This window comes from Ciceribacter lividus (genome assembly GCF_003337715.1).
In the GTDB taxonomy this organism is placed as follows: Bacteria; Pseudomonadota; Alphaproteobacteria; order Rhizobiales; family Rhizobiaceae; genus Allorhizobium; species Allorhizobium lividum.
Window position 1 is genome coordinate 81,181 of record NZ_QPIX01000010.1, and the last position, 19,385, is coordinate 100,565.

Genomic DNA, 19,385 nt, shown 5'->3' on the forward strand with positions numbered 1-19,385 from the left:
ACAATGAGAAATCCTCAGGCAGCCTGCAGATTGTCTGCGGAGCTCTTGCCGGACCGCTTGTCCTGCACGATATCGTAGCTGATCTTCTGGCCTTCGGTGAGGCCGCGCAGACCTGCGCGCTCGACAGCGGAAATATGGACGAAAACGTCCTGGGAGCCGTTGTCAGGCTGAATGAATCCAAAGCCCTTGGTGCTGTTGAACCACTTTACTGTACCTGTATTCATGACAATTCCTTTCAATCGCATGTGGGCCCGGCCGGATGGCCGATCTGATAAATCGACGATGAAGGGAAATCTGAAAGAGCCGCGAAGGCCCTGTACAAAAGTCGCTAGCAAGGTGCGATGGCGCTAAGATATGGCTTTCCTGAAAAAATACAAGGGCTTTTCCGAATTTCTATCTCGCTTCTTCTTTCCTGAACCCCTGAGAAATGTTGGATTTTCGCATGAGTGACGGAAATTGTATCAACGTTTTCAATGGAAATTCATGAAGACGATTTTGTCGTGCCTGTGCATCTTCCGGCTGCGATATCAGGGGCGTCAATTCCTGTGCCCCGACCCGCCGCAGGGCTGGTGCTCGCCATCCGCCCGCTGTATGCCTTCACGAAGCACCGACAAACCGACGACGGATCATGGCAGTCTATACCGATATCAACGAGGTCGATCTCAAGGCCTTCCTGCGGCAGTACGACGCCGGCGAACTCATGTCCTACAAGGGCATCGCCGAGGGCGTGGAAAATTCCAACTTCCTGCTGCACACGACCGCCGGCTCGCTGATCCTGACGCTCTACGAGAAGCGGGTGGAGAAATCCGATCTGCCGTTCTTTCTCGGGCTGATGCACCATCTCTCCTCGCGCGGCGTCAACTGCCCGCTGCCGCTGCCGCGCCATGACGGTGCGCTGCTCGGCGAATTGTCCGGCCGCCCGGCCGCCCTCATCACCTTCCTCGAAGGCATGTGGCTGAGAAAGCCCGAGCCCGCCCATTGCCGCGAGGTCGGCAAGGCGCTTGCCGAGATGCATATGGCGTCGGAAGGCTTCGCGCTTCGTCGGCCGAATGCGCTCTCCCTCTACGGCTGGAAGGCGCTGTGGGCGAAATCCGCCAGCCGGGCGGACGAGGTACTGAGCGGCCTCGAGGAGGAGATCGGCGGCGAACTCGCGTTCCTCGAAGGGGCCTGGCCGAAGGAGCTGCCGGAGGGTGTCATCCATGCCGACCTCTTTCCGGACAACGTCTTCTTCCTCGGCGACCAGCTTTCCGGCCTGATCGACTTCTACTTCGCCTGCAACGACATGCTCGCCTATGACGTGTCGATCTGTCTGAACGCATGGTGCTTCGAGAAGGACGGCTCCTACAACATCACCAAGGGCATGGCGCTGCTCGACGGCTACAATGCCGTACGTCCGCTGAGTGCGGCGGAGATCGCCGCCCTGCCGGTGCTCGCGCGCGGCTCGGCGCTGCGCTTCTTCCTGACGCGGCTCTACGACTGGCTGACCACGCCCGAAGGCGCGCTCGTCGTCAAGAAGGATCCGATCGAATATCTGCGGAAGCTGCGCTTCCATCGCCAGGTGGTGTCTGCCGCCGAATATGGGCTCGCAAGCGCATGAAGCATGTCGAGATATTCACCGACGGCGCCTGCTCCGGCAATCCCGGCCCCGGCGGCTGGGGCGCGGTCCTGCGCTACAACGGCGTCGAGAAGGAACTCTCCGGCGGCGAGGCGGAGACGACCAACAACCGCATGGAGCTGATGGCGGCGATCAGTGCGCTGAACGCGCTCAAGTCGGCCTGCGAGGTCGACCTCCACACCGACAGCAAGTACGTGATGGACGGCATCTCCAAGTGGATCTTCGGCTGGCGCAAGAACGGCTGGAAGACCGCCGACAAGAAGCCGGTGAAGAATGCCGAGCTCTGGCAGGCGCTGGAGGAGGCGCGCAGCCGCCACAAGGTGACCTGGCACTGGGTCAAGGGCCATGCCGGCCATCCGGAGAACGAGCGCGCCGACGAACTCGCCCGCCTAGGCATGGAGCCCTTCAAGAAGGGACGCTGAACCTGCGGGCGCTTTGCCGCCATCCACTGCTTTCGGCAGCCGCGGTGATTTGGCGGCTTGTCAAAGCCCGAGCCGCCCCTATTGTTTGCGCTGACGTGACGGAGGGGAGGTCAGCATGATCCGGCATTGCGTATTCCTGCGCTTCAAGGCGGCCACGCAGGCGGCCGAAAAACAGGCGATCTATGCGGGCATCGCCGCGCTGAAGGACGTCATTCCGGGCATGACCGAAGTGGTCTGCGGGCCGAATGTCTCGCCGGAAGGGCTCGACGGCGGCTTCGTCGACGGCTTCATCGTCACCTTCGAGGATGCCCAGGTGCGGGACTACTATCTCCAGCATCCCGCGCATGTCGAAGTCGCGGAGCGGCTCGTGCGCGCGACCGACGGCGGGTTGTCGGGCGTCCTCGTCTTCGACATGGAGGTCTGAGAAGCGGCGGATCGCTCCGCCGCTCCTGACCCACATGTGGAAACCAGCTACATCGTGACGCGCTATCCGCTGGCGGAATGGACGTCGTGGATGGTTTAGCTTGCCGAGCATATCCCGGTGAAACATTCCGAATGTCCAACCGTCGTAGAACATCCGATTTTGCGACAGAGAAAGCAGGAGAATACCGTGCATCGAGACAGGCTTTTTCTCTTGCTGCCCGACTTTGAAGATCCCGCCTATCCCGGCCAGAGGTTCTATTGCTGGCATTGCGCTCTCATGGAGGGGGTTCTTGCGTCCTTCCCCGATTTGGCCGGGCGGCTCGATGTCGAGCGGATTGCATGGCCGCGGCCGAGGCTTCCGGTGATTGAGTTGCTCGGTGAGGAAAACCAGTCCTTGCCCGCGCTGGTGCTGGCGGATGGCGAGACATCCTCTCATCAGACCGGCACATACAAGGGGAGGGCTTTCATCTCCGGCAAGGACAAGATTCTGGCGGCTCTATCGGAAAGACACGGGTTTCCTGATCCTCATCCATAAAGGACGCAAGACAGGTTCATGGGTCCAGTCAATATCTCTGTCGCGACCCCAGCCATTTCCCTGCCGCCAGACGCAGACGTCCGAGTTCTGCGACCGACATTTGCGACAGAGAGTATTCTCCATTCAGATCAGGGGCGGCGGATCGTTCCGCCGCCGTCTTCGACCCGACCGTGGGATGTCAGAGCTGCCCGAGCATCGTTGCGGCGGAGGATACCGTCGCCTGGCTCGGTACGTCCTCGACGTTCAGCGTCTTGACCCTGCCGTCCTCGACCAGCATCGAATAGCGCTTGGAGCGCACGCCGAGACCGCCGACGGAGAGATCGGTATCGAGACCGAGCGCCGTGGTGAAGGAGGCGTCCCAGTCGGCGAGGAAGTGGATCTTGCCCATGCCGCCGGAGGATTGCGCCCAGGCGCCCATCACATGCCAGTCGTTGACAGAGACGACCGCGATGTCGTCGACGCCGCGGGCGAAGATAGCGTCGCGGTTTTCCAGATAGCCGGGCAGGTGATTGGCAGAGCAGGTCGGCGTAAACGCGCCGGGAACCCCGAAGACGACCACCCGCTTGCCCTTGAAGAGCGCGTCGGTGGTGAGCTCGACCGGGCCGTCCGGCGTCTTTTCCTTGAAGGTGGCCGAGGGCAGCTTGTCTCCGACTGCGATGGTCATGGGCGTCTCCTCTTTTGGGGAATCGTGATGCCGGTGGGGCGTTTCGGGGGAATATAAATTGACGTCAGTCAAAGGCAAGAACGGTCTCGATCGCCCGTCCGCCGGCAATCACCAGCGCGTCCCAGCGCTTTCCGGCGATTGCGTAATTCTTCGGAAGTCGTCCGACGGGCACCTCGATCACCGTCTTGCCGCCGGCCCCGGCGGCGGGTGCGGAGGCGAAGAAGACATAGCCGGAAGGACCCGTGACGATCGCCTGCACGTCCTTCGCACCTTCGGGAAGCGCGACCTCTAGCGTCAGGCGTTTGAGGTCGGCGCTCATCGCATGCCGCTCGACCGCGAAATCGGATGTGGCCTTTCCGGGCAGGCTGGCAAGGGCATCGGCCACGATTTTGGCCTCCTCGGCATCGGCCGTCTCGGTTGCCGGCAGATCGACGGTGAGCGCCGCCTGGAAGGGAATGCAGATGTTCTTGCAGAGGCCGATGAAGGCGGTCGCCTCCAGTCTCGTTTCATTTCCCGCCGGCGGACCGGAAAGCGAAATCGGCAGGGCGACGGCATGGTCGTAGCCGATGTCGGTGAGATCGCCGGCGTCGATCCGCTTCGGTACGGGAAAGTCGATCCGGTCGAGCGTAAAGCCGCTTACGGGCGCCACCGTCACGGCGGGCGGCACGCCGCTGTCGCCCGGTTCGCGCCAATAGGTGATCCAGCCAGGTTCCGGCTCGATCTGCAGCACGGCCTGGCGACGGCCTTCCGCACCGGCGGGCAGGACGACGAGCCGCATGCGGCCGCCCTCGTTGCGTGCCCAGTCGCTCGATGCCGCACGGGCAGGCAGCGCCGGTGCGAGCGCGACGGCAGGGAACGCCGCGATGACGGAGAGCAGGAGGCGGAAAAGACGGGGCGCGAACATGTCACATGGACTTAGCGCCCATTTTGGGTCAATTCTAGTCACGCTCGATAGCCCGTGATCATTTTTGGTTGATAGATCGCGGCCGATGCCCCATCTTCTCTTTAACGCATGTCGAAGACCGAGCGCGTGGCGCCGAAAGCCTCGTAGAGGCAGTTGGAGGTAGGATGCCCTTCTCGTCTTTAACAAAGAACCGCGAGCGCAGCTATCTCGACGGGCAGCTGCTCATTGCCATGCCCGGCATGGCGGACGGCAACTTCTCCCGCTCGGTGGTCTATATCTGCGCCCATTCGCAGGCCGGCGCCATGGGCTTCATCATCAATCGCCCGCAGTCGCTGACCTTCGCCGACGTGCTGCTGCACCTCAACATGATTGACCGTGCCGATGCCATCATGCTGCCGGAGCACGCCCGCGACTTCCCGATCCAGAGCGGCGGCCCGGTCGAGGTCGGCCGCGGTTTCGTCCTCCACACTGACGACTATCTCAGCGACTCCAGCATTCCGGTCAGCGACGACATTTCGCTGACGGCGACGCTGGACATCGTGCGGGCCATTTCCGACGGCCGCGGGCCGCGCCGGGCGACCATGCTGCTCGGCTATGCCGGATGGGGGCCGGGCCAGCTCGAACACGAGATCGCCAACAACGGCTGGCTCAACTGCCCGTCGACCGAGGACATCATCTTCGATCGCGCGCTCGAAGGAAAATACGAGCGTGCACTCGCCCTGATGGGCGTCACGCCCGCCATGCTCTCGATCGACGCCGGCCACGCCTGAGGGGCAGGACTGTCCCCGATAGCGCGCTAGTCCGCCTCGCCCTCACGCCCGCTTGGTCAGCGGAAAGCGCTCGCGCAGCAGTTTCTGGACGGATTCGGCGCCGATCGGCGGGCCGAGGAGATAGCTCTGGCCGTACTGGCAGCCGAGGTCCGCGAGCGCCTTGGCGGCTTCGTCGGTCTCCACGCCTTCCGCGACCAGCGTCATCTCCATCTCGCGCGCCATGCCGACCACCGAGCGCAGCATCACCTCGCGTTTGTCTCCCTCGGCGCAGACGAGCGCCCGGTCGAGCTTGATCGTGTCGAAGGGGAAGCGCGTCAGATAGACGAGCGAGGAATAGCCGGTGCCGAAGTCGTCGAGCGCGAGACTGATGCCGAGTTCCTTGAGCTTGCCGAGCACGAGGCGCGCCTGCTCCGGGTTCGCCATCATCACCGTCTCGGTAAGCTCGAGCTTGATGCGGTTCGGTTCGCACTGGGTTTTCGCGAGCATCGAGCGGACATCGTTGTAGAGCTCGCTGCTCAGGAGCTGGGCGCTCGACAGATTGACCGAGACGAAGATCGGCACGTGACCGGTGTGCCGCTCCCACTCGACCAGATCGGAGGTCGCGCGTTCGAGCGCGAACATGCCGAGCGGCTCGATGAGGTCCGAGCTTTCCGCGATCGGGATGAACTCGGACGGCGGGATCGTTCCGCGCTTGGGGTGGTCCCAGCGCATCAGCGCTTCGAAGCCGGCGATCTCGCCGTCGGCAAGTGTGACGATCGGCTGATAGACGATCGAGAGCTCCTTGCGCTCGATGGCGCGGCGAAGGTCGGTTTCCAGCTGCAGCCGGTCGGTGCCGGAGGTGCGGAAGGCCGGCCGGAAGGGTTCGACACGGTTGCCGCCGGCACGCTTGGCCCGGTACATGGCAAGCTCCGCATCGGAGAGGAGGCCGACGGCGTTCTCCTGCTGGTCCACCCACGAGACGAGGCCGACCGAGGCCGTCAGGATCACCTCGCGGTTGGCGAAGCTGATCGGCACCATGATCGCCTTGCTGACGGCGTCGGCGAAATCGGCGACCTTGGCCGGATCGCGCTCGGAGACGAGGATGAGGCCGAACTCGTCGCCGGAAATGCGCGCGAGCGTATCCTGCGGCTTCAGAAGCCGTCGCAGCCGCCGCGTGAGCGCAATCAGGATGTTGTCGCCTGCGGCGATCCCGAGCGAGTCGTTGACCTGCTTGTAGCGGTCGATGTCGATCGCCATGACTGTCGGGCGAATGGCGTCGCCGTCGTTGGCGAGCGCCAGCACCGACTGGAGCCGGTCGAGGAAGACCTCGCGGTTCGGCAGGCCGGTCAGGTTGTCGTGCATCGCATCCTGCATCAACCGGTCGATCGAGTTCTTCTGCTCGGTGACGTCGACGATGGTGCCGACGCAGCGGATGACCTCGCCGTTGGAGCCGAGCACGGGGCGGGCGCGGATCTGCAACCAGTGGAAATGGCCGTCCTCGGCGCGCAGGCGGAATTCGTGGTTGAGCCGGCCCTTGCGGTGCTCCAGCAGTACGTCGAGTGTTGCGCGGAAGCGGTCGCGGTCGTCGGGGTGGAGGCGCGGCAGCCAGTTGCGCGCCGGGCCGTGCATCGTGCCCGGCGAAAGGCCGAGCCGCACCGAGATGTCGGGGCTCGTGACGACGCGGTCGCGCGCGACGTCCCAGTCCCAGACCGTGTCGCCGGAGCCGCTGAGCGCCAGCGCCTGCCGCTCGAGGTCGGAGAACAGGCCCTGCTGGTAGGCGCCGCCGGCAAAGGCGTGCTGCATGACGGTGAAGCCGATCAGAAGCACGATCAGCACCAGTCCGCCGCCGAGTGCCGGCTGGATGATGTCGTTGTCGAGCTGGCCGGTGACGGTGAGCCAGCCGCCGAACAGCCAGACGAGGATCAGCGCCCAGGAGGGCACCAGCAGGATCGCCCGGTCGTAGCGGTTGAAGCCGAGATAGACGATGAGGACGATGCCGGCCGTCGCCGTCAGCGCGAAGGAGAGGCGGGCAATGCCGGCGGCGATCGACGGGTCGTAGATCGCCACGCCGAAGAGGAGGCCGAGGCCCAGCACCCAGGCGAAGGTCGCGTGTCCGAGATGAACGTGCCAGCGGTTGAGATTAAGGTAGGTGAAGAGGAAGATCACCAGGCTGGAGGCCAGCGCCACCTCCGCGCCGGCGCGCCATATTCGCTGGTCGACAGTGGTGATGCCGATCAGCTTGTCGATGAAGCCGAAGTCGACGCAGATATAGGCGAGCACCGCCCAGGCGAGTGCGGCGGCCGCCGGCAGCATCGAGGTGCCCTTCACGACGAAGAGGATCGTCAGGAACACCGCGAGAAGGCCGGCGATGCCGAGCACGATGCCGCGGTAGAGCGTGAAGGCGTTGACCGTGTCCTTGTAGGCGTTCGGTTCCCAGAGATAGATCTGCGGCAGGTTGGGCGTCGCGAGTTCGGCGACGAAGGTGATGACCGCACCGGGGTTCAGCGTGATGCGGAAGACATCTGCCTCGTCGCTCGGCTGCCGGTCGAGGGCGAAACCTTCCGACGGCGTGATCGCGATGATGCGCTGAGAGCCGAGATCAGGCCAGAATAGCTTGGACTTGGCGAGCCGGAAGTGTGGCGCGACGATCACGCGCTCGAGCTGCTCTTCCGAGACGTTGGCAAGCGCGAACACCGCCCAGTCGCCCTGGTGGTTTTCCGAACTGGCGCGGACCTCGATGCGGCGGCGAATGCCGTCGGCACCGGCGGCCGTCGAAACCTGGAAGGCCTCGCCCTGGCTGGTGTAGATTTCCGTGGTCGGGGTGAGGTCGAGCGCGGTGTCGTCGCGCGAGATCTTCACCGGCTCCGCCGCCCGCGATGTGCCGGCGGCAAGGCTCGTCAGGCCGCACATCAGGACGGCAAGAAGCATCACCAGCCGGCGTCCGCGGGACGCATGGTCATTCCGGAGCCAGGTCATCAACGCTCTTTGTCCCTGTTCCCGCCGGCGCTCTCGGCCAGTCTGGAATACAGGGCGTGATCGCGCCACTGACCGTTGATTTTCAGATACTCGCGCAAAAGGCCTTCCCGCTGAAATCCGGTCCGTTCGAGCAGCCGGATGCTTTTTTGATTGTCTGGAATACAGGCTGCTTCAATTCGGTGCAACTCGAGGACCCTGAATATGTACGGAATAGCCAGCTGAAGTGCGGCAAACATATGACCGTGTCCCGCATGGCGTTCGCCCATCCAGTATCCGATCATGCAGTTTTGCGCCGCACCGCGCCGGATGAGCCCGACGGTCAGGCCGCCGAGCAGCGTGTCATCGGAGCGTGAAAAAAGAAAGAGCGGTACCGCGAGCCCGGCATAATATTCCTGCTCGTTGCGCAGCACGCGGGCGCGGAAGGACCGTTCGGTGAGGTCGTCGGGGCGCCAGCTCGGCTCCCACGGCTGCAGGAAGCTGCGGCTTTCCGACCGCAGGACGTGCCATTGCTCGAAATCGCTGTAGCGGGGCAGGCGCAGGCGATGCACCTCGCTCGCAAGATCAGGCTTGTCCGGCTGCCGCGACAGAAACCGAAACACCGATCGTCCCATCGATCACCCCCGGATCGGCGGCAGGTCACTCCGCCGCATGTGTCGTCGTCGGCGGTTGCTCCCGCCTTATATGGCGGCCTTGCGGGCCGATTGACTGCCGAGCGACAGCGCGCCGGCGATCTCGTCCATCGGCGCGAGCTGTTCCAGCGGGCCGATTGCGGAGAGCGTCGGCACCGTATCGAAGAACAGCCGGCCGGCGAGGTCGGTGAGGCGCTCGGTGGTGATGCCTTCGAGGCGCTCCATCATCTCCTGGTTGGAGATCGGGCGGCCGTAGAGCATCATCTGGCGGGCGATCTGGCCGGCGCGCGCCGCCGGGCTTTCCTGCCCCATCAAGAGCTGCGCGCGGATCTGGGCGCGCGAACGGTCGATTTCCTGCTGCTCGATCGACTGCGAGGCCTTGCGCAGTTCCTCGATGATGACGGGCACGAGTTCCGGCAGGTTCTCGCCGCCGGTCGCCGCATGGATGCCGAAGATGCCGGTATCGGAAAAGCCCCAGTGGAAGGCATAGACCGAATAGCAGAGGCCGCGGAACTCGCGCACCTCCTGGAAGAGGCGCGAGGACATGCCGCCGCCGAGGATGTTGGCGAGCACCTGCGAGCAGTAGAAGTCGCGGACATGATAGGCGCGTCCCTCGAAGCCGATCAGCACCTGCGCATCCATGAGGTCGCGGGTCTCGCGCGCCTCGCCGCCGGTATAGCGGGCCGGCTCCATGACGGGCGTGGCCGAGGCCTTGGTCGGCAGGGAGGCGTAGCGCTCCTCGACCTGCCGGACGAAGGCGTCGTGGTCGACGGCGCCCGCCGCGACCACGAACATGCGGTCGGTGGTGTAGTTGCGCGAGAGATAGCCGCGGATCTCGTCGCTGGTGAAGGCCTTGACCGTGTCCGGCGTGCCGAGGATCGGCCGCCCGAGCGTCTGGTCGCGGAAGGCGATCTCGGAGAAGCGGTCGAAGACGACGTCGTCCGGGGTGTCGTTGGCGGCGCCGATCTCCTGCAGGATCACATGCTTCTCGCGGGCGAGTTCGTCCTCGTCGAAGACGGAGTCGGTCAGGATGTCGGAAAGAATGTCGACAGCGAGCGGGACGTGGTCCTTGAGGACGCGGGCATAGTAGGCGGTGGTTTCGGTCGAGGTCGCGGCGTTGAGTTCGCCGCCGACATTCTCGATCTGCTCGGCGATATCGCGGGCGCTGCGGCTCCTCGTGCCCTTGAACGCCATGTGTTCGAGGAGATGGGCGATGCCGTGCTCGTCCGGCGTTTCGTTGCGGGCGCCGGATTTGATCCAGGTGCCGAGCGCCACACTTTCAAGGTGCGGCATCCTCTCCGTTACGACGGTCAGCCCGGAGGGCAGCCGGGTACACTCAACCTTCATATTCGTCTTTCTACGCCTCGTTACGTTTACGCGCGGGCATGCTGGCCGATGAAGGTTTCAACGGCTTTAAGCTCTGCATCGAGGATGTCGAAACGCTCCTCCCGGTCCATCAGGTCAGCAAGCCACGTCGGAAGCGCCGGGTCAATACCGCTTGCGGATTTTACGGCGGCCGGGAATTTTGCCGGGTGCGCGGTCGCGAGCGTCACCATCGGGCTCGCCGACCGTTCGAACTTGGCGGCAGCGAAAACGCCGACGGCGGTGTGCGGATCGAGCAGGTAGCCAGTCTCGGCGAGCGTCGTGCGGATCGTCTTCGCCACCTGCTTTTCGCTGGCGCGGGCAGCACGGAAATCCTTGCGGATCGCCTTCAGCGCCCGCTCCTTGATCTCGAAGCCGCCGGATTGCCGCAGGCTCTCCATCGAGGCGCGAACGGCGTCGTCGTCGCGGTCATAGGCTTCGAAAAGCAGCCGTTCGAAGTTCGAGGAGATCTGGATGTCCATCGAGGGCGAGGTGGTCGCCGCAACACCGCGCATCTCGTAGCGGCCGGTCTTGAGCGTCCGCGCCAGGATATCGTTCTCGTTGGTGGCGATCACCAGCCGGTCGATCGGCAGGCCCATCTTCTTCGCGACATAGCCGGCGAAGACGTCACCGAAATTGCCGGTCGGCACGGTGAACGAGATCTTGCGGTCCGGGCCACCGAGGGAGAGCGCGGCGGTGAAATAATAGACCACCTGCGCCATGATCCGCGCCCAGTTGATCGAGTTGACGCCGGAGATGCGCAGCTGGTCGCGGAAGGCCGCGTCGTTGAACATCGCCTTCACGAGGTTCTGGCAGTCGTCGAAATTGCCGCGGATGGCGAGCGCATGGACGTTCTCCGCCTTGCATGTGGTCATCTGCCGCTGCTGGACGGGCGAGACCTTTTCGTGCGGGAAGAGGATGAAGACGTCGGTGCGGGAACGTCCGGCGAAGGCGTCGATCGCCGCCCCGCCGGTGTCACCCGAGGTGGCGCCGACGATGGTCGCCCGCTCGCCGCGCTCGGTGAGCACATGGTCCATCAGCCGCGCCAGAAGCTGCATCGCGACGTCCTTGAAGGCGAGCGTGGAGCCATGGAAGAGTTCGAGCACGAAGGCGTTCGGCCCGGTCTGCACGAGCGGGGTGACGGCGGGATGCCGGAAGGTCGCATAGGCCTCGTCGATCATCGTCCGGAAGACATCGGCCTTGATCTCGTCGCCGACGAAGGGCCACAGCACCGCGAAGGCGACCTCCTGGTAGCTCTTGCCCCGAAGCGCGCGAATCTCCTTCTTCGAGAGCTTCGGCCATTCGCGCGGCACGTAGAGACCGCCGTCGCGGGCAAGCCCCGCAAGAAGGGCATCGCAGAAGCCGAGGCTGGGGGCCCGCCCCCGGGTAGAGATGTATTCCAAGAGTGTCATCCTTGCTGTCGGGAACGAAGGCATGCCTTCGAGGGCGTGCACGAAGCCGACGATCGACGCAAAACGCCGGCTACTCGATTTTTCGCTGCGCCGCTGATATAGACCATCCGCAAGGGTCGTGAAAAGGCCTCAATTGGAATGGTTTTTGGCTGCGAGCAGCCTGAAATGGGGAAGGTTCGGAATCGTGTCTTTGAAAGTCTCGCGCGGGATCTTGGCCGCATCCTTGTTGACTGTGCTGGCGGGCTGCAATGCCGGCAATCCCGGTGCCGCTCTCGGCGGCGGCGCCGACAAGCCGGCTGCCACGCCCGCCGTCGCTCCCGTCGTGCAGGGCATCTGCCCGACGATCGCGCTGCGTGACGGCACGGCCTACTACCGCACATACGCCAAGGGCGGCATGGACGACCCGGCGAAGGTGGTCTACCAGGCCTCGCTCGCCGACACGACCCGCTCCTGCAGCCGCGACGAGACGCAGCTGACGATCAACGTCATGGTCCAGGGCCGCCTGGTCGCCGGCCCGATGGGCAAGGCGGGCACGCTGAAGATGCCGATCCGCGTCGCCGTCACCGATGGCGAGAAGGTCGTTTACACCGAGCTCACCCAGTTCGAGGCGAGCCTTGCCGATGCCGCACAGGCGAGCCAGTTCCTCTTCACCAAGCAGGTGACGGTGCCCGGCGACGTCTCGGGACTCGCCAAGGTGCAGGTCGGGTTCGACGAAGGTCCTTACAAGACCAAGTAATCACAAGGAATTTCGCGGGGCGGCCGGTTTTCGCCGGCCGCTTTCCGTGCGGATCGTCCGCCTTTGAGGGGAGGCTGCGGTCCTTTTCAAGTCGGGGGCAGGGGTGAAGGTCGCCATCATCAGGAATCCCGTCTCGGGTGGCCGCTCGGGGCAGGCCGGCTGGCTGCGCGTCAGGCGGGAGCTCGACCGGCATTTTCCGCTGATCGAGGAGCATGAGACCGTCGCTGGGGGCACGCCGCTCCTGGCGCGGCGTGTCGTCGAGGCCGGTGTCGATCTCGTGATCGCGGTCGGCGGCGACGGGACGATCAGCGAGGTTGCCGACGGCATTCTCTCGTCCTCGCGTCCCGAAACGCCGCTTGCCTTCGTTCCGGCCGGAACGGGCAGCGACTATGCCCGCAATTTCGATCCGCCGCACCAGCCGGCCGCAATCGCCGCGGCGATCGCCCGCGCACCCCTGCGGAAGGTTGACGCCGGCTTCCTGCGTTGCCGCGCGGAAGATGGCACGACCACCGGGCGTCATTTCGTCAATATCGCGAGCTTCGGGGTCTCGGGTGAGGTCGTGCGCTCGGTCAACGGGGCCGAGCGCGGCGGCTGGCTTCCCGGGCCGCTGCGTTTCTTCGTCCATTCGCTGCGGTCGATCCTGCGCTACCGGCCGCGCCGGGTGCGGCTCGTGCTCGACGGCCGCGAGGTGCATTCCGGACCGGTGACCGCGGTGGCGATCGCCAATGGCGGCTGGTTCGGCGGCGGCATGCATGTCGCGCCGGCCGCGGACCTTTCCGACGGGCTCTTCGAGGTCGCGGTGCTCGGCGGCGCCCCGACGATCGAGACCCTGAAGCTGTTGCAGAAGATCTATTCGGGCGCCCATGTCGGCGATCCGAAGGTCCGTTTCTACCGGGCGCGCTCGGTCTTGGCCGAGCCGCTCGACGACCGGCCGGCGCTGCTGGAGGCGGACGGTGAGACGCCGGGAAGCATTGCCGCCTCCTTCGAGATCAAGCCGGCGGCGCTGACGCTGAAGATCTGAGAGAGATCAGGCGAGGCCCGACCAGCTCTCCATCGCGGCGATAACCGCCGGCAGGTCGACCATGCGGGAGATCACCGTCTCGGCGCCGGCATCGGTCAGCCGGTCGGCATGGGAGGGATAGGTGTGCGAGGCGCCGGTGAAGCCGATGACGCGGATGCCGGCGTCGCGCGCGGCGTGCACGCCGTGGACGGAATCCTCGACGACGACGGCCTTCTTCGCCGCGACGCCCATCTGCGAGAGCGCGTGCAGATAGATGTCCGGTTTCGGCTTGACGCGGTCGGGACCGAGTTCCTTCGCAGAGAAGATGTTCGGCGCGAACTGCTCCTTGAGGCCGACCTTCGTCAGCATGCTGTCGAGACGGTGGACCGAGGAGTTGGAGCAGATGCAGCGCGGCCCTTCGATGCGCGCGAGCGCGAAGCTGACGCCCTCGATGATCTTGACCTCGCGGGCGAGCCGCTGGTCCAGGAGCGTTTCGGATTTGTCGAGCAGGCTCGCCGAAAGGGGAATGTCGATTTCCTTCTCGACGGAGAGCAGGATGTTCTTCCAGGTCATGCCGGCGAAGCGTTCGCCCATCTCTTCCACGGAGATCGGATAGCCTGCCTCGTTGAGAAGTTTTGATTCCACCTTCGCAGCGATGATCTCGGAATCGACGAGTACGCCGTCACAATCGAAAATGGTCAGCTCGAAACCGCTCATGGAAAGATCCGTCCTCTGCCTCGGGAAGGTCGCCTGACTACACGATCGGGCGAGGAAGGACAATCATTCCGGATGCATGGCTGCCTCCCGCCGACGCGCTTTCGCCTTCACCCGCCGGCAAGCGCGAGCAGCTCCGCCTCGAAGCGCTGCGGATAGCGCCGGAGCCCGCCCTCTTTCTCCAGCATGTCGGCGAGCCAGATGCCGTCCGCGGCGAGGCGGACCACGGCGAGCGCCGGCGTGTCGTCGGTTTGCCGGTGCCGGGAAAGCCGCTGGTCGAGCCAGGCCGTCCAGAGCGCCCGCAGCGCCGGTTCGGAAACGATGGCGACCGAGAGCGCCGCCCACAGGCTCCTCGCGCCGAGCAGCCGGTCGGAGAAGCCGGCGCGGACATAGGCGCGGGTGAAGCGGCCTTCCGGCTTCGGGTCGTTTTCCATCGAGCGGTCGATCTCGCGGTCGAGCTGGTCGAGGAGGTCGGCGAAGACGGCCGCGAGCAGTGCCTGCTTGCTTTCGAAGTGGTGCAGCAGTCCACCCTTGGTGACGCCGGCGCGCTCCGCCACCGCCTGGATGGTGATCGCGGCGGCCCCGCTCTCTGCCGCGATCTGCGCGGCGCAATCGAGCAGCGCCCGGCGCACCTGTTCCGGTTGCTTCGGACGGTGATAGGCGGAGAGGGCGGCTAGAGGCGCGCTCAATGGCTCACCGACCCGGACAACGTGTTCATAACGATGACGCCGGCGACGATCAGCGCGATCCCGGAAAGGGCGGCGAAATCGAGCGTCTGCTTGAAGACGAAGACGCTGATCAGCGCCGTCAGCACGATGCCGAGCCCGCCCCACATCGCATAGGCGATGCCGAGCGGCATGCCCTTGAGCGCGTGCGTCAGCAGGTAGAAGGAGGCGGCATAGAACACCACCATGCCCGCGGTCGGCAGCAGGCGGGTGAACTGCTCGGACCGCTGCAGGAGCGTCGTGCCGATCACCTCGAGCACGATGGCGCCGCCCAGTGCTCCATAGGCGGTAAAGACGGGGTTCATCGCAAAATACTCTCGCACAGGTTCATCGTTTTAACAAAGATACCGTACGGTTGGTTTCTTTGCAAGCCGCGTGATGACGCCGGATGCGGCTTCCTCTTCTCCCCGCCGGGGAGAAGAGGGAGTGGGCGGTTCCGTTCGTGCGAAGAGACAACGCGCTAAAGCGAAGCCCGCTTGCGCTTCTTGAACGCTTCGAAGTCAAAGGGACGCGGCTCGCCCGACTGTTCGCCTTCGATCAGTGCGTTCTCCAGAGAACGGACGGCAAGATGGTGCTCGGATATCGGAAACATCGCCCGGAACCGCCGTTCCCCTTCCGGCGAGAACGTAACCACGCGGCTGCCCTCCACCTGGCGTGCTTCGCCGCGGTCGAGGAAATGCGTGAGCAGCGCCTTGCCGAGCGAGCCTGCGAGATGGGTGCGGCGCTCGCTCCAGTCGAGGCAGGCGCGGCAGAGTGGCCGTCGTCTCGCCTTCAGCGCAGCAAAATCGATTCCGTGGCCGGAAAGCAGGCTCTCGCCCTTGTCCGTCAGCCGCAGCGCGTCGTCGCTCGCCTCGATCGCGCCCCGGGCGATCAGGCTGTCGAGCATGCGCACGCCGTAGTCGCCGGCGAGATGGTCGTAGCAGATCCGCGCCTTGCGCAGGGCCGGCTCCTTCGGCCCGACGCGGTGGCGCAGATGCCCCCGGCTCGCGGCAAAGCCCATCAGGCTCTCGATCATCGCGCCGACATGATCATCGGCGAGCGCGAAATAGCGGTGCCGGCCCTGCTTGCGCTGGCAGAGCAGTCCGCCGTCCTCGAGTTTCGCGAGATGGGAGCTTGCCGTCTGCAGGGTGACGCCGGCCACTCCCGCAAGCTCGGTTGCGGTGAGCGCCCTGCCGCCGAGGAGGGCGAGCAGCATGTTCGACCGCGCCGGATCGCCGATCAGGGAAGCAATGCGCGCAATGTCCGGGCCTTCTGCCATGATGCACCTCGCGTTGTTCTCGGTCATTCGATGACGGTATCTTGTGTAGCACATGCTTCGGCAAATATCGAACCATGTTCGTCGAAGCCGTACCTGCATCATGCCCTGTTACGGCCGGCGACGCTTCGACCGCGGTCGAAGCAAATTCGTCCGGGGTCGTGGCACATCGGGGCTCCCGAGACCGCAAGGAGCCCACCATGATCACCTGCATCATCCGCTATCGCATCGATCCCTTCGCCCGAGAGGATTTCGTGACCTATGCCCGCAACTGGGGCGAGGCGATCCCCCGCTGCGGGGCCGATCTCGTCGGCTACTTCGCCCCGCACGAGGGTTCGACCACGACCGCCTACGGCATCTATCATGTCGAGAGTCTCGCGGCCTACGAGGCCTACCGGGCGAGACTTGCCGCCGATCCACTCGGCCGTGCCAACTATGAATTTGCGCGCAATGCCCGCGTCATCCTCGAGGAGGACCGGCTGTTCCTGAAGAACGTAAGCCGTCTACCGTCGGCGGAGGTGCAGCCATGATCGCCGTCATCTTCGAGGTCGCTCCTGCGGAAGGGCGGCGGACGGCATATCTCGCCCGTGCACAGATCCTGCGGCCGCTGCTGGAGGAGGTCGACGGTTTCATCTCGATCGAGCGGTTTGAGAGCCTCTCCGAACCGGGCAAGCTTCTCTCGCTGTCCTTCTGGCGGGACGAGGAGGCCGTGGCCGCCTGGCGGCGGACGGAGGAGCACCGGCAGGCGCAGGAGGCGGGCCGCGCCGGCACGTTCGCCAACTACCGGCTGCGGGTCGCCCATGTGGTCCGCGACTACGGCCTTGCCGCCCGCGAAGAGGCGCCCGCCGACAGCCGTGTCCTGCACGGGTGAGTGGAGGCTGTTCCGTTGTCTCCGCGCCGGTCGCAGCCGTCGCGGAGGAGACACGTAAACCATGTTCGTCAGGACCTGCGGCGCGAAAATGCCGGGGCGCGCGGAAAATCGCCTGAGCCGTTCAATCTTTGGTAACCAAGTTCGGTAACCATGAGCCTCGTTATCCCGTGCTGCGTCCGCGTAACAGAGAGTAGAACATGGCTTCTGTATTTCCGCTCGCCGAACTTCGCCGTTCTTCGGACCCGTTCTCCTGGGTCGACAGTATCATCAAGGGCGATTGCGTCGCCGCGCTCGAAGCACTTCCCGACAAATCCGTCGATGCGATCTTCGCCGATCCGCCCTACAACCTGCAGCTCGGCGGCATGCTGACCCGTCCGGACCAGTCGGTGGTCGACGCGGTCGACGACGAATGGGACCAGTTCGCCTCCTTCGAGGCCTATGACGCCTTCACCCGCGCCTGGCTGCTTGCCTGCCGCCGCGTCCTGAAGCCGACCGGCACGATCTGGGTCATCGGCAGCTATCACAACATCTTCCGCGTCGGCGCGACGCTGCAGGACCTGAATTTCTGGATCCTCAACGACATCGTCTGGCGCAAGACCAACCCGATGCCGAACTTCAAGGGCCGCCGCTTCCAGAACGCCCACGAGACGATGATCTGGGCCTCGCCCGATCCGAAGGCCAAGGGCTACACCTTCAACTACGACGCCATGAAGGCCGCCAACGACGACGTGCAGATGCGCTCCGACTGGCTGTTCCCGATCTGCGGCGGCGCCGAGCGGCTGAAGGGCGACGACGGCAAGAAAGTCCATCCGACCCAGAAGCCGGAAGCGCTGCTCGCCCGCGTCATCATGGCCTCCACCAAGCCCGGTGACGTCGTGCTCGATCCGTTCTTCGGCTCCGGCACCACCGGTGCGGTCGCCAAGCGTCTCGGCCGCCATTTCGTCGGCATCGAGCGCGAACAGGACTACATCGACGCGGCCGCGGCGCGCATCGCCGCCGTCGAGCCGCTCGGCAAGACGGAACTGACCGTGATGACCGGCAAGAAGGCCGAACCGCGCGTCGCCTTCAACACGCTGGTCGAGAGTGGCATGATCCGTCCCGGCCAGGTGCTCACCTGTGGCAGGCGCCGCCATTCGGCGATCGTCCGGGCGGACGGAACGCTGGTTTCCGGCGGCGAGGCGGGTTCGATCCACCGCGTCGGCGCAAGGGTGCAGGGGCTCGACGCCTGCAACGGCTGGACCTTCTGGCACTTCGAGGACGGCAAGGCGCTGCGCCCGATCGATGAATTGCGGGCGGTCGTCCGCAGCGGAATGGCGAAGCTCGATTGACGATCCGGCGCGCTTCGCCTGCATGTGAGATCCTCCTTCCGGTTCCAGTACCTTCAGTCCCGGAAGGAGTGCTTGACGCCCGGTCCCGAAAGGGAACCGGGCGTCATCTTTTTCTGATCGGTTCCGCAGCCGTCCTCAGGCGGTAACGCCGGTGCGGATGGTGAAATGACGCTGGATGCCCTCGGTCACTTTGAACCAGTCGGAGGCGCGCATGCGTGTCTGATGTGCGTCAAAGGCCGTCTGGTCGACGAATATCTCCGAAACGTCCAGCCGTCCGGCCTCACTTTCGCTAACGGTGACCTCGAATTTCAGGCAACCGGGTTCTGCCCGGGTCAACGCGATATGCTGCGGCAGGGCTGCCATGACCGCTTCCAGTCGGTCGGACGGGATGTCGAGATGTCCATCGAGATAGATTTTTGTGTCCGTCATTCGTTCGTCCCAGTGTCCTCAGATGGCAACGCCGTGGGCGGCGAGATCGCGGCGCAGCTTGTCGGCGCCGGTGAACTGCACCGCCTGCCAGCCGGCCGCTTTCGCCCCTTCCACGTTTGCAGGCGAATCATCGATGAACAGCGTGTGCTCCGGCTCCAGCCCGTGCGCCGCCGCATGGGTCTGGTAGATCGCGGTATCCGGCTTGATGAGCCCGACCTCGCCGGAAACCGTAATCCCCCGCGATGTGGTAAGGAACGGATACATCTCCTGCGCCTCGCGGAAGGTGTCGGCGGCGAAATTGGTGAGCATGGTGACGTCCCGGCCGCTGTCGATCAGCGCGCGCAGCAGCGTCACCGTGTCCTCGTAGGCATAGGGCACCATCTCCCGCCAGTTGATCCGGAAGGCGCGGATGTGATCCGCCCGCTCGGGGAACTTGGCGATCAGTAGGTCCTCGGCTTCCTGCCAGGTCCGGCCGCGATCCTGCTCGACATTCCAGTCATGCGTGCAGACATTTTCGAAGAACCAGCGGCGTTCCTCGGGATCGGGGATGATGCGGGAAAAGGGCAGGTCGGGATCATAGTGGACGAGCACCTTGCCGATGTCGAAGACGATGTGGCGGATATCTGCAGGCATTGG

The 19,385-nt window shown here is 64.8% G+C and carries 23 protein-coding genes; 10 read left to right on the forward strand and 13 right to left on the reverse strand.

The annotated features are described in order from the left end of the window. Window positions 1–14: 14 nt before the first annotated feature. Entirely contained in the window at window positions 15–224 is a 210-nt protein-coding gene (locus DFR48_RS17195; RefSeq protein ID WP_114364446.1) for a cold-shock protein, read from the reverse strand. A gap of 404 nt (window positions 225–628) precedes the next feature. On the opposite strand from DFR48_RS17195, the gene DFR48_RS17200 reads away from it, so the two are divergent. The 4 genes from DFR48_RS17200 to DFR48_RS17215 all read left to right on the forward strand — a co-directional run bounded on the left by DFR48_RS17200 (window position 629) and on the right by DFR48_RS17215 (window position 2,995). Then, window positions 629–1,597 (forward strand): homoserine kinase, encoded by a 969-nt coding sequence (locus DFR48_RS17200; protein WP_114364447.1) that lies wholly within the window; start codon window positions 629–631, stop codon window positions 1,595–1,597. Continuing rightward, window positions 1,594–2,037 carry a ribonuclease HI gene (gene rnhA / locus DFR48_RS17205; RefSeq protein ID WP_114364448.1) on the forward strand — a complete coding sequence of 148 codons (444 nt, stop codon included), beginning with the start codon at window positions 1,594–1,596 and terminating at the stop codon, window positions 2,035–2,037. Before DFR48_RS17200 ends, rnhA begins: the two co-directional genes overlap by 4 nt. Before the next feature lie 115 nt (window positions 2,038–2,152). Beyond that, window positions 2,153–2,461, forward strand: a complete 309-nt coding sequence (locus tag DFR48_RS17210; protein ID WP_114364449.1) for a Dabb family protein — start codon at window positions 2,153–2,155, stop codon at window positions 2,459–2,461. A gap of 186 nt (window positions 2,462–2,647) precedes the next feature. Continuing rightward, window positions 2,648–2,995 carry a DUF3088 domain-containing protein gene (locus DFR48_RS17215; protein ID WP_114364450.1) on the forward strand — a complete coding sequence of 116 codons (348 nt, stop codon included), beginning with the start codon at window positions 2,648–2,650 and terminating at the stop codon, window positions 2,993–2,995. Window positions 2,996–3,173: 178 nt separating this feature from the next. Here DFR48_RS17215 and DFR48_RS17220 read toward each other — a convergent pair whose 3' ends face one another. Together DFR48_RS17220 and DFR48_RS17225 are read right to left on the reverse strand one after the other, a co-directional pair. Then, window positions 3,174–3,659, reverse strand: a complete 486-nt coding sequence (locus DFR48_RS17220; RefSeq protein ID WP_114364451.1) for a peroxiredoxin — start codon at window positions 3,657–3,659, stop codon at window positions 3,174–3,176. Window positions 3,660–3,723: 64 nt separating this feature from the next. After that, a complete protein-coding gene (locus tag DFR48_RS17225; protein WP_114364452.1) occupies window positions 3,724–4,563 on the reverse strand; it encodes a protein-disulfide reductase DsbD domain-containing protein in 840 nt (279 codons plus the stop codon). A gap of 164 nt (window positions 4,564–4,727) precedes the next feature. On the opposite strand from DFR48_RS17225, the gene DFR48_RS17230 reads away from it, so the two are divergent. Further along, window positions 4,728–5,333, forward strand: a complete 606-nt coding sequence (locus tag DFR48_RS17230; protein WP_114364453.1) for a YqgE/AlgH family protein — start codon at window positions 4,728–4,730, stop codon at window positions 5,331–5,333. 42 nt (window positions 5,334–5,375) lie between these two features. Here the strand turns inward: DFR48_RS17230 and DFR48_RS17235 are convergent, their stop codons facing one another. From DFR48_RS17235 to thrC, 4 genes are all read right to left on the reverse strand, one after another. Continuing rightward, entirely contained in the window at window positions 5,376–8,240 is a 2,865-nt protein-coding gene (locus tag DFR48_RS17235; protein WP_425359266.1) for an EAL domain-containing protein, read from the reverse strand. A 47-nt stretch (window positions 8,241–8,287) separates the two neighbouring features. Then, window positions 8,288–8,899 (reverse strand): GNAT family N-acetyltransferase, encoded by a 612-nt coding sequence (locus DFR48_RS17240; RefSeq protein WP_114364455.1) that lies wholly within the window; start codon window positions 8,897–8,899, stop codon window positions 8,288–8,290. Between the two features lie 66 nt (window positions 8,900–8,965). Continuing rightward, window positions 8,966–10,264, reverse strand: coding sequence for a M16 family metallopeptidase (locus DFR48_RS17245; RefSeq protein WP_114364456.1), 1,299 nt, complete (start codon window positions 10,262–10,264; stop codon window positions 8,966–8,968). Window positions 10,265–10,290: 26 nt separating this feature from the next. Then, window positions 10,291–11,691, reverse strand: coding sequence for a threonine synthase (thrC, locus tag DFR48_RS17250; RefSeq protein ID WP_170141913.1), 1,401 nt, complete (start codon window positions 11,689–11,691; stop codon window positions 10,291–10,293). Window positions 11,692–11,875: 184 nt separating this feature from the next. Between thrC and DFR48_RS17255 the strand changes: the two genes are divergently transcribed. Both DFR48_RS17255 and DFR48_RS17260 read left to right on the forward strand, forming a co-directional pair. After that, window positions 11,876–12,427: a hypothetical protein gene (locus DFR48_RS17255; RefSeq protein WP_114364559.1), complete on the forward strand. Its 552-nt coding sequence runs from the start codon at window positions 11,876–11,878 to the stop codon at window positions 12,425–12,427. Between the two features lie 103 nt (window positions 12,428–12,530). Then, the gene (locus tag DFR48_RS17260) at window positions 12,531–13,448 is read left to right on the forward strand and encodes a diacylglycerol/lipid kinase family protein (protein ID WP_114364458.1); all 918 of its coding nucleotides are present in this window, start codon (window positions 12,531–12,533) and stop codon (window positions 13,446–13,448) included. A 6-nt stretch (window positions 13,449–13,454) separates the two neighbouring features. Here the strand turns inward: DFR48_RS17260 and DFR48_RS17265 are convergent, their stop codons facing one another. The 4 genes from DFR48_RS17265 to DFR48_RS17280 form a co-directional block, all read right to left on the reverse strand. Continuing rightward, window positions 13,455–14,144: an HAD family hydrolase gene (locus tag DFR48_RS17265; protein ID WP_114364459.1), complete on the reverse strand. Its 690-nt coding sequence runs from the start codon at window positions 14,142–14,144 to the stop codon at window positions 13,455–13,457. 107 nt (window positions 14,145–14,251) lie between these two features. After that, the gene (locus DFR48_RS17270; protein WP_114364460.1) at window positions 14,252–14,830 is read right to left on the reverse strand and encodes a TetR/AcrR family transcriptional regulator; all 579 of its coding nucleotides are present in this window, start codon (window positions 14,828–14,830) and stop codon (window positions 14,252–14,254) included. Next, window positions 14,827–15,171 carry a DMT family transporter gene (locus tag DFR48_RS17275; protein WP_114364461.1) on the reverse strand — a complete coding sequence of 115 codons (345 nt, stop codon included), beginning with the start codon at window positions 15,169–15,171 and terminating at the stop codon, window positions 14,827–14,829. Before DFR48_RS17275 ends, DFR48_RS17270 begins: the two co-directional genes overlap by 4 nt. A 155-nt stretch (window positions 15,172–15,326) precedes the next feature. Beyond that, window positions 15,327–16,124 carry a helix-turn-helix domain-containing protein gene (locus DFR48_RS17280; protein WP_114364560.1) on the reverse strand — a complete coding sequence of 266 codons (798 nt, stop codon included), beginning with the start codon at window positions 16,122–16,124 and terminating at the stop codon, window positions 15,327–15,329. Between the two features lie 197 nt (window positions 16,125–16,321). Between DFR48_RS17280 and DFR48_RS17285 the strand changes: the two genes are divergently transcribed. The 3 genes from DFR48_RS17285 (at window position 16,322) to DFR48_RS17295 (ending at window position 18,320) form a co-directional block, all read left to right on the forward strand. After that, window positions 16,322–16,651: an NIPSNAP family protein gene (locus DFR48_RS17285; RefSeq protein WP_114364561.1), complete on the forward strand. Its 330-nt coding sequence runs from the start codon at window positions 16,322–16,324 to the stop codon at window positions 16,649–16,651. Then, entirely contained in the window at window positions 16,648–16,992 is a 345-nt protein-coding gene (locus DFR48_RS17290; protein ID WP_114364462.1) for an antibiotic biosynthesis monooxygenase family protein, read from the forward strand. The genes DFR48_RS17285 and DFR48_RS17290 overlap by 4 nt, the downstream gene beginning before the upstream one ends. Window positions 16,993–17,189: 197 nt before the next feature. After that, on the forward strand, window positions 17,190–18,320 hold the full coding sequence (locus DFR48_RS17295) for a site-specific DNA-methyltransferase (protein ID WP_114364463.1): 1,131 nt from the start codon (window positions 17,190–17,192) through the stop codon (window positions 18,318–18,320). Between the two features lie 135 nt (window positions 18,321–18,455). Here the strand turns inward: DFR48_RS17295 and DFR48_RS17300 are convergent, their stop codons facing one another. Both DFR48_RS17300 and DFR48_RS17305 read right to left on the reverse strand, forming a co-directional pair. Then, window positions 18,456–18,749: a putative quinol monooxygenase gene (locus DFR48_RS17300; protein ID WP_114364464.1), complete on the reverse strand. Its 294-nt coding sequence runs from the start codon at window positions 18,747–18,749 to the stop codon at window positions 18,456–18,458. An 18-nt stretch (window positions 18,750–18,767) separates the two neighbouring features. Further along, window positions 18,768–19,382, reverse strand: a complete 615-nt coding sequence (locus tag DFR48_RS17305; protein WP_114364465.1) for an HAD family hydrolase — start codon at window positions 19,380–19,382, stop codon at window positions 18,768–18,770. Between the last annotated feature and the right edge of the window lie 3 nt (window positions 19,383–19,385).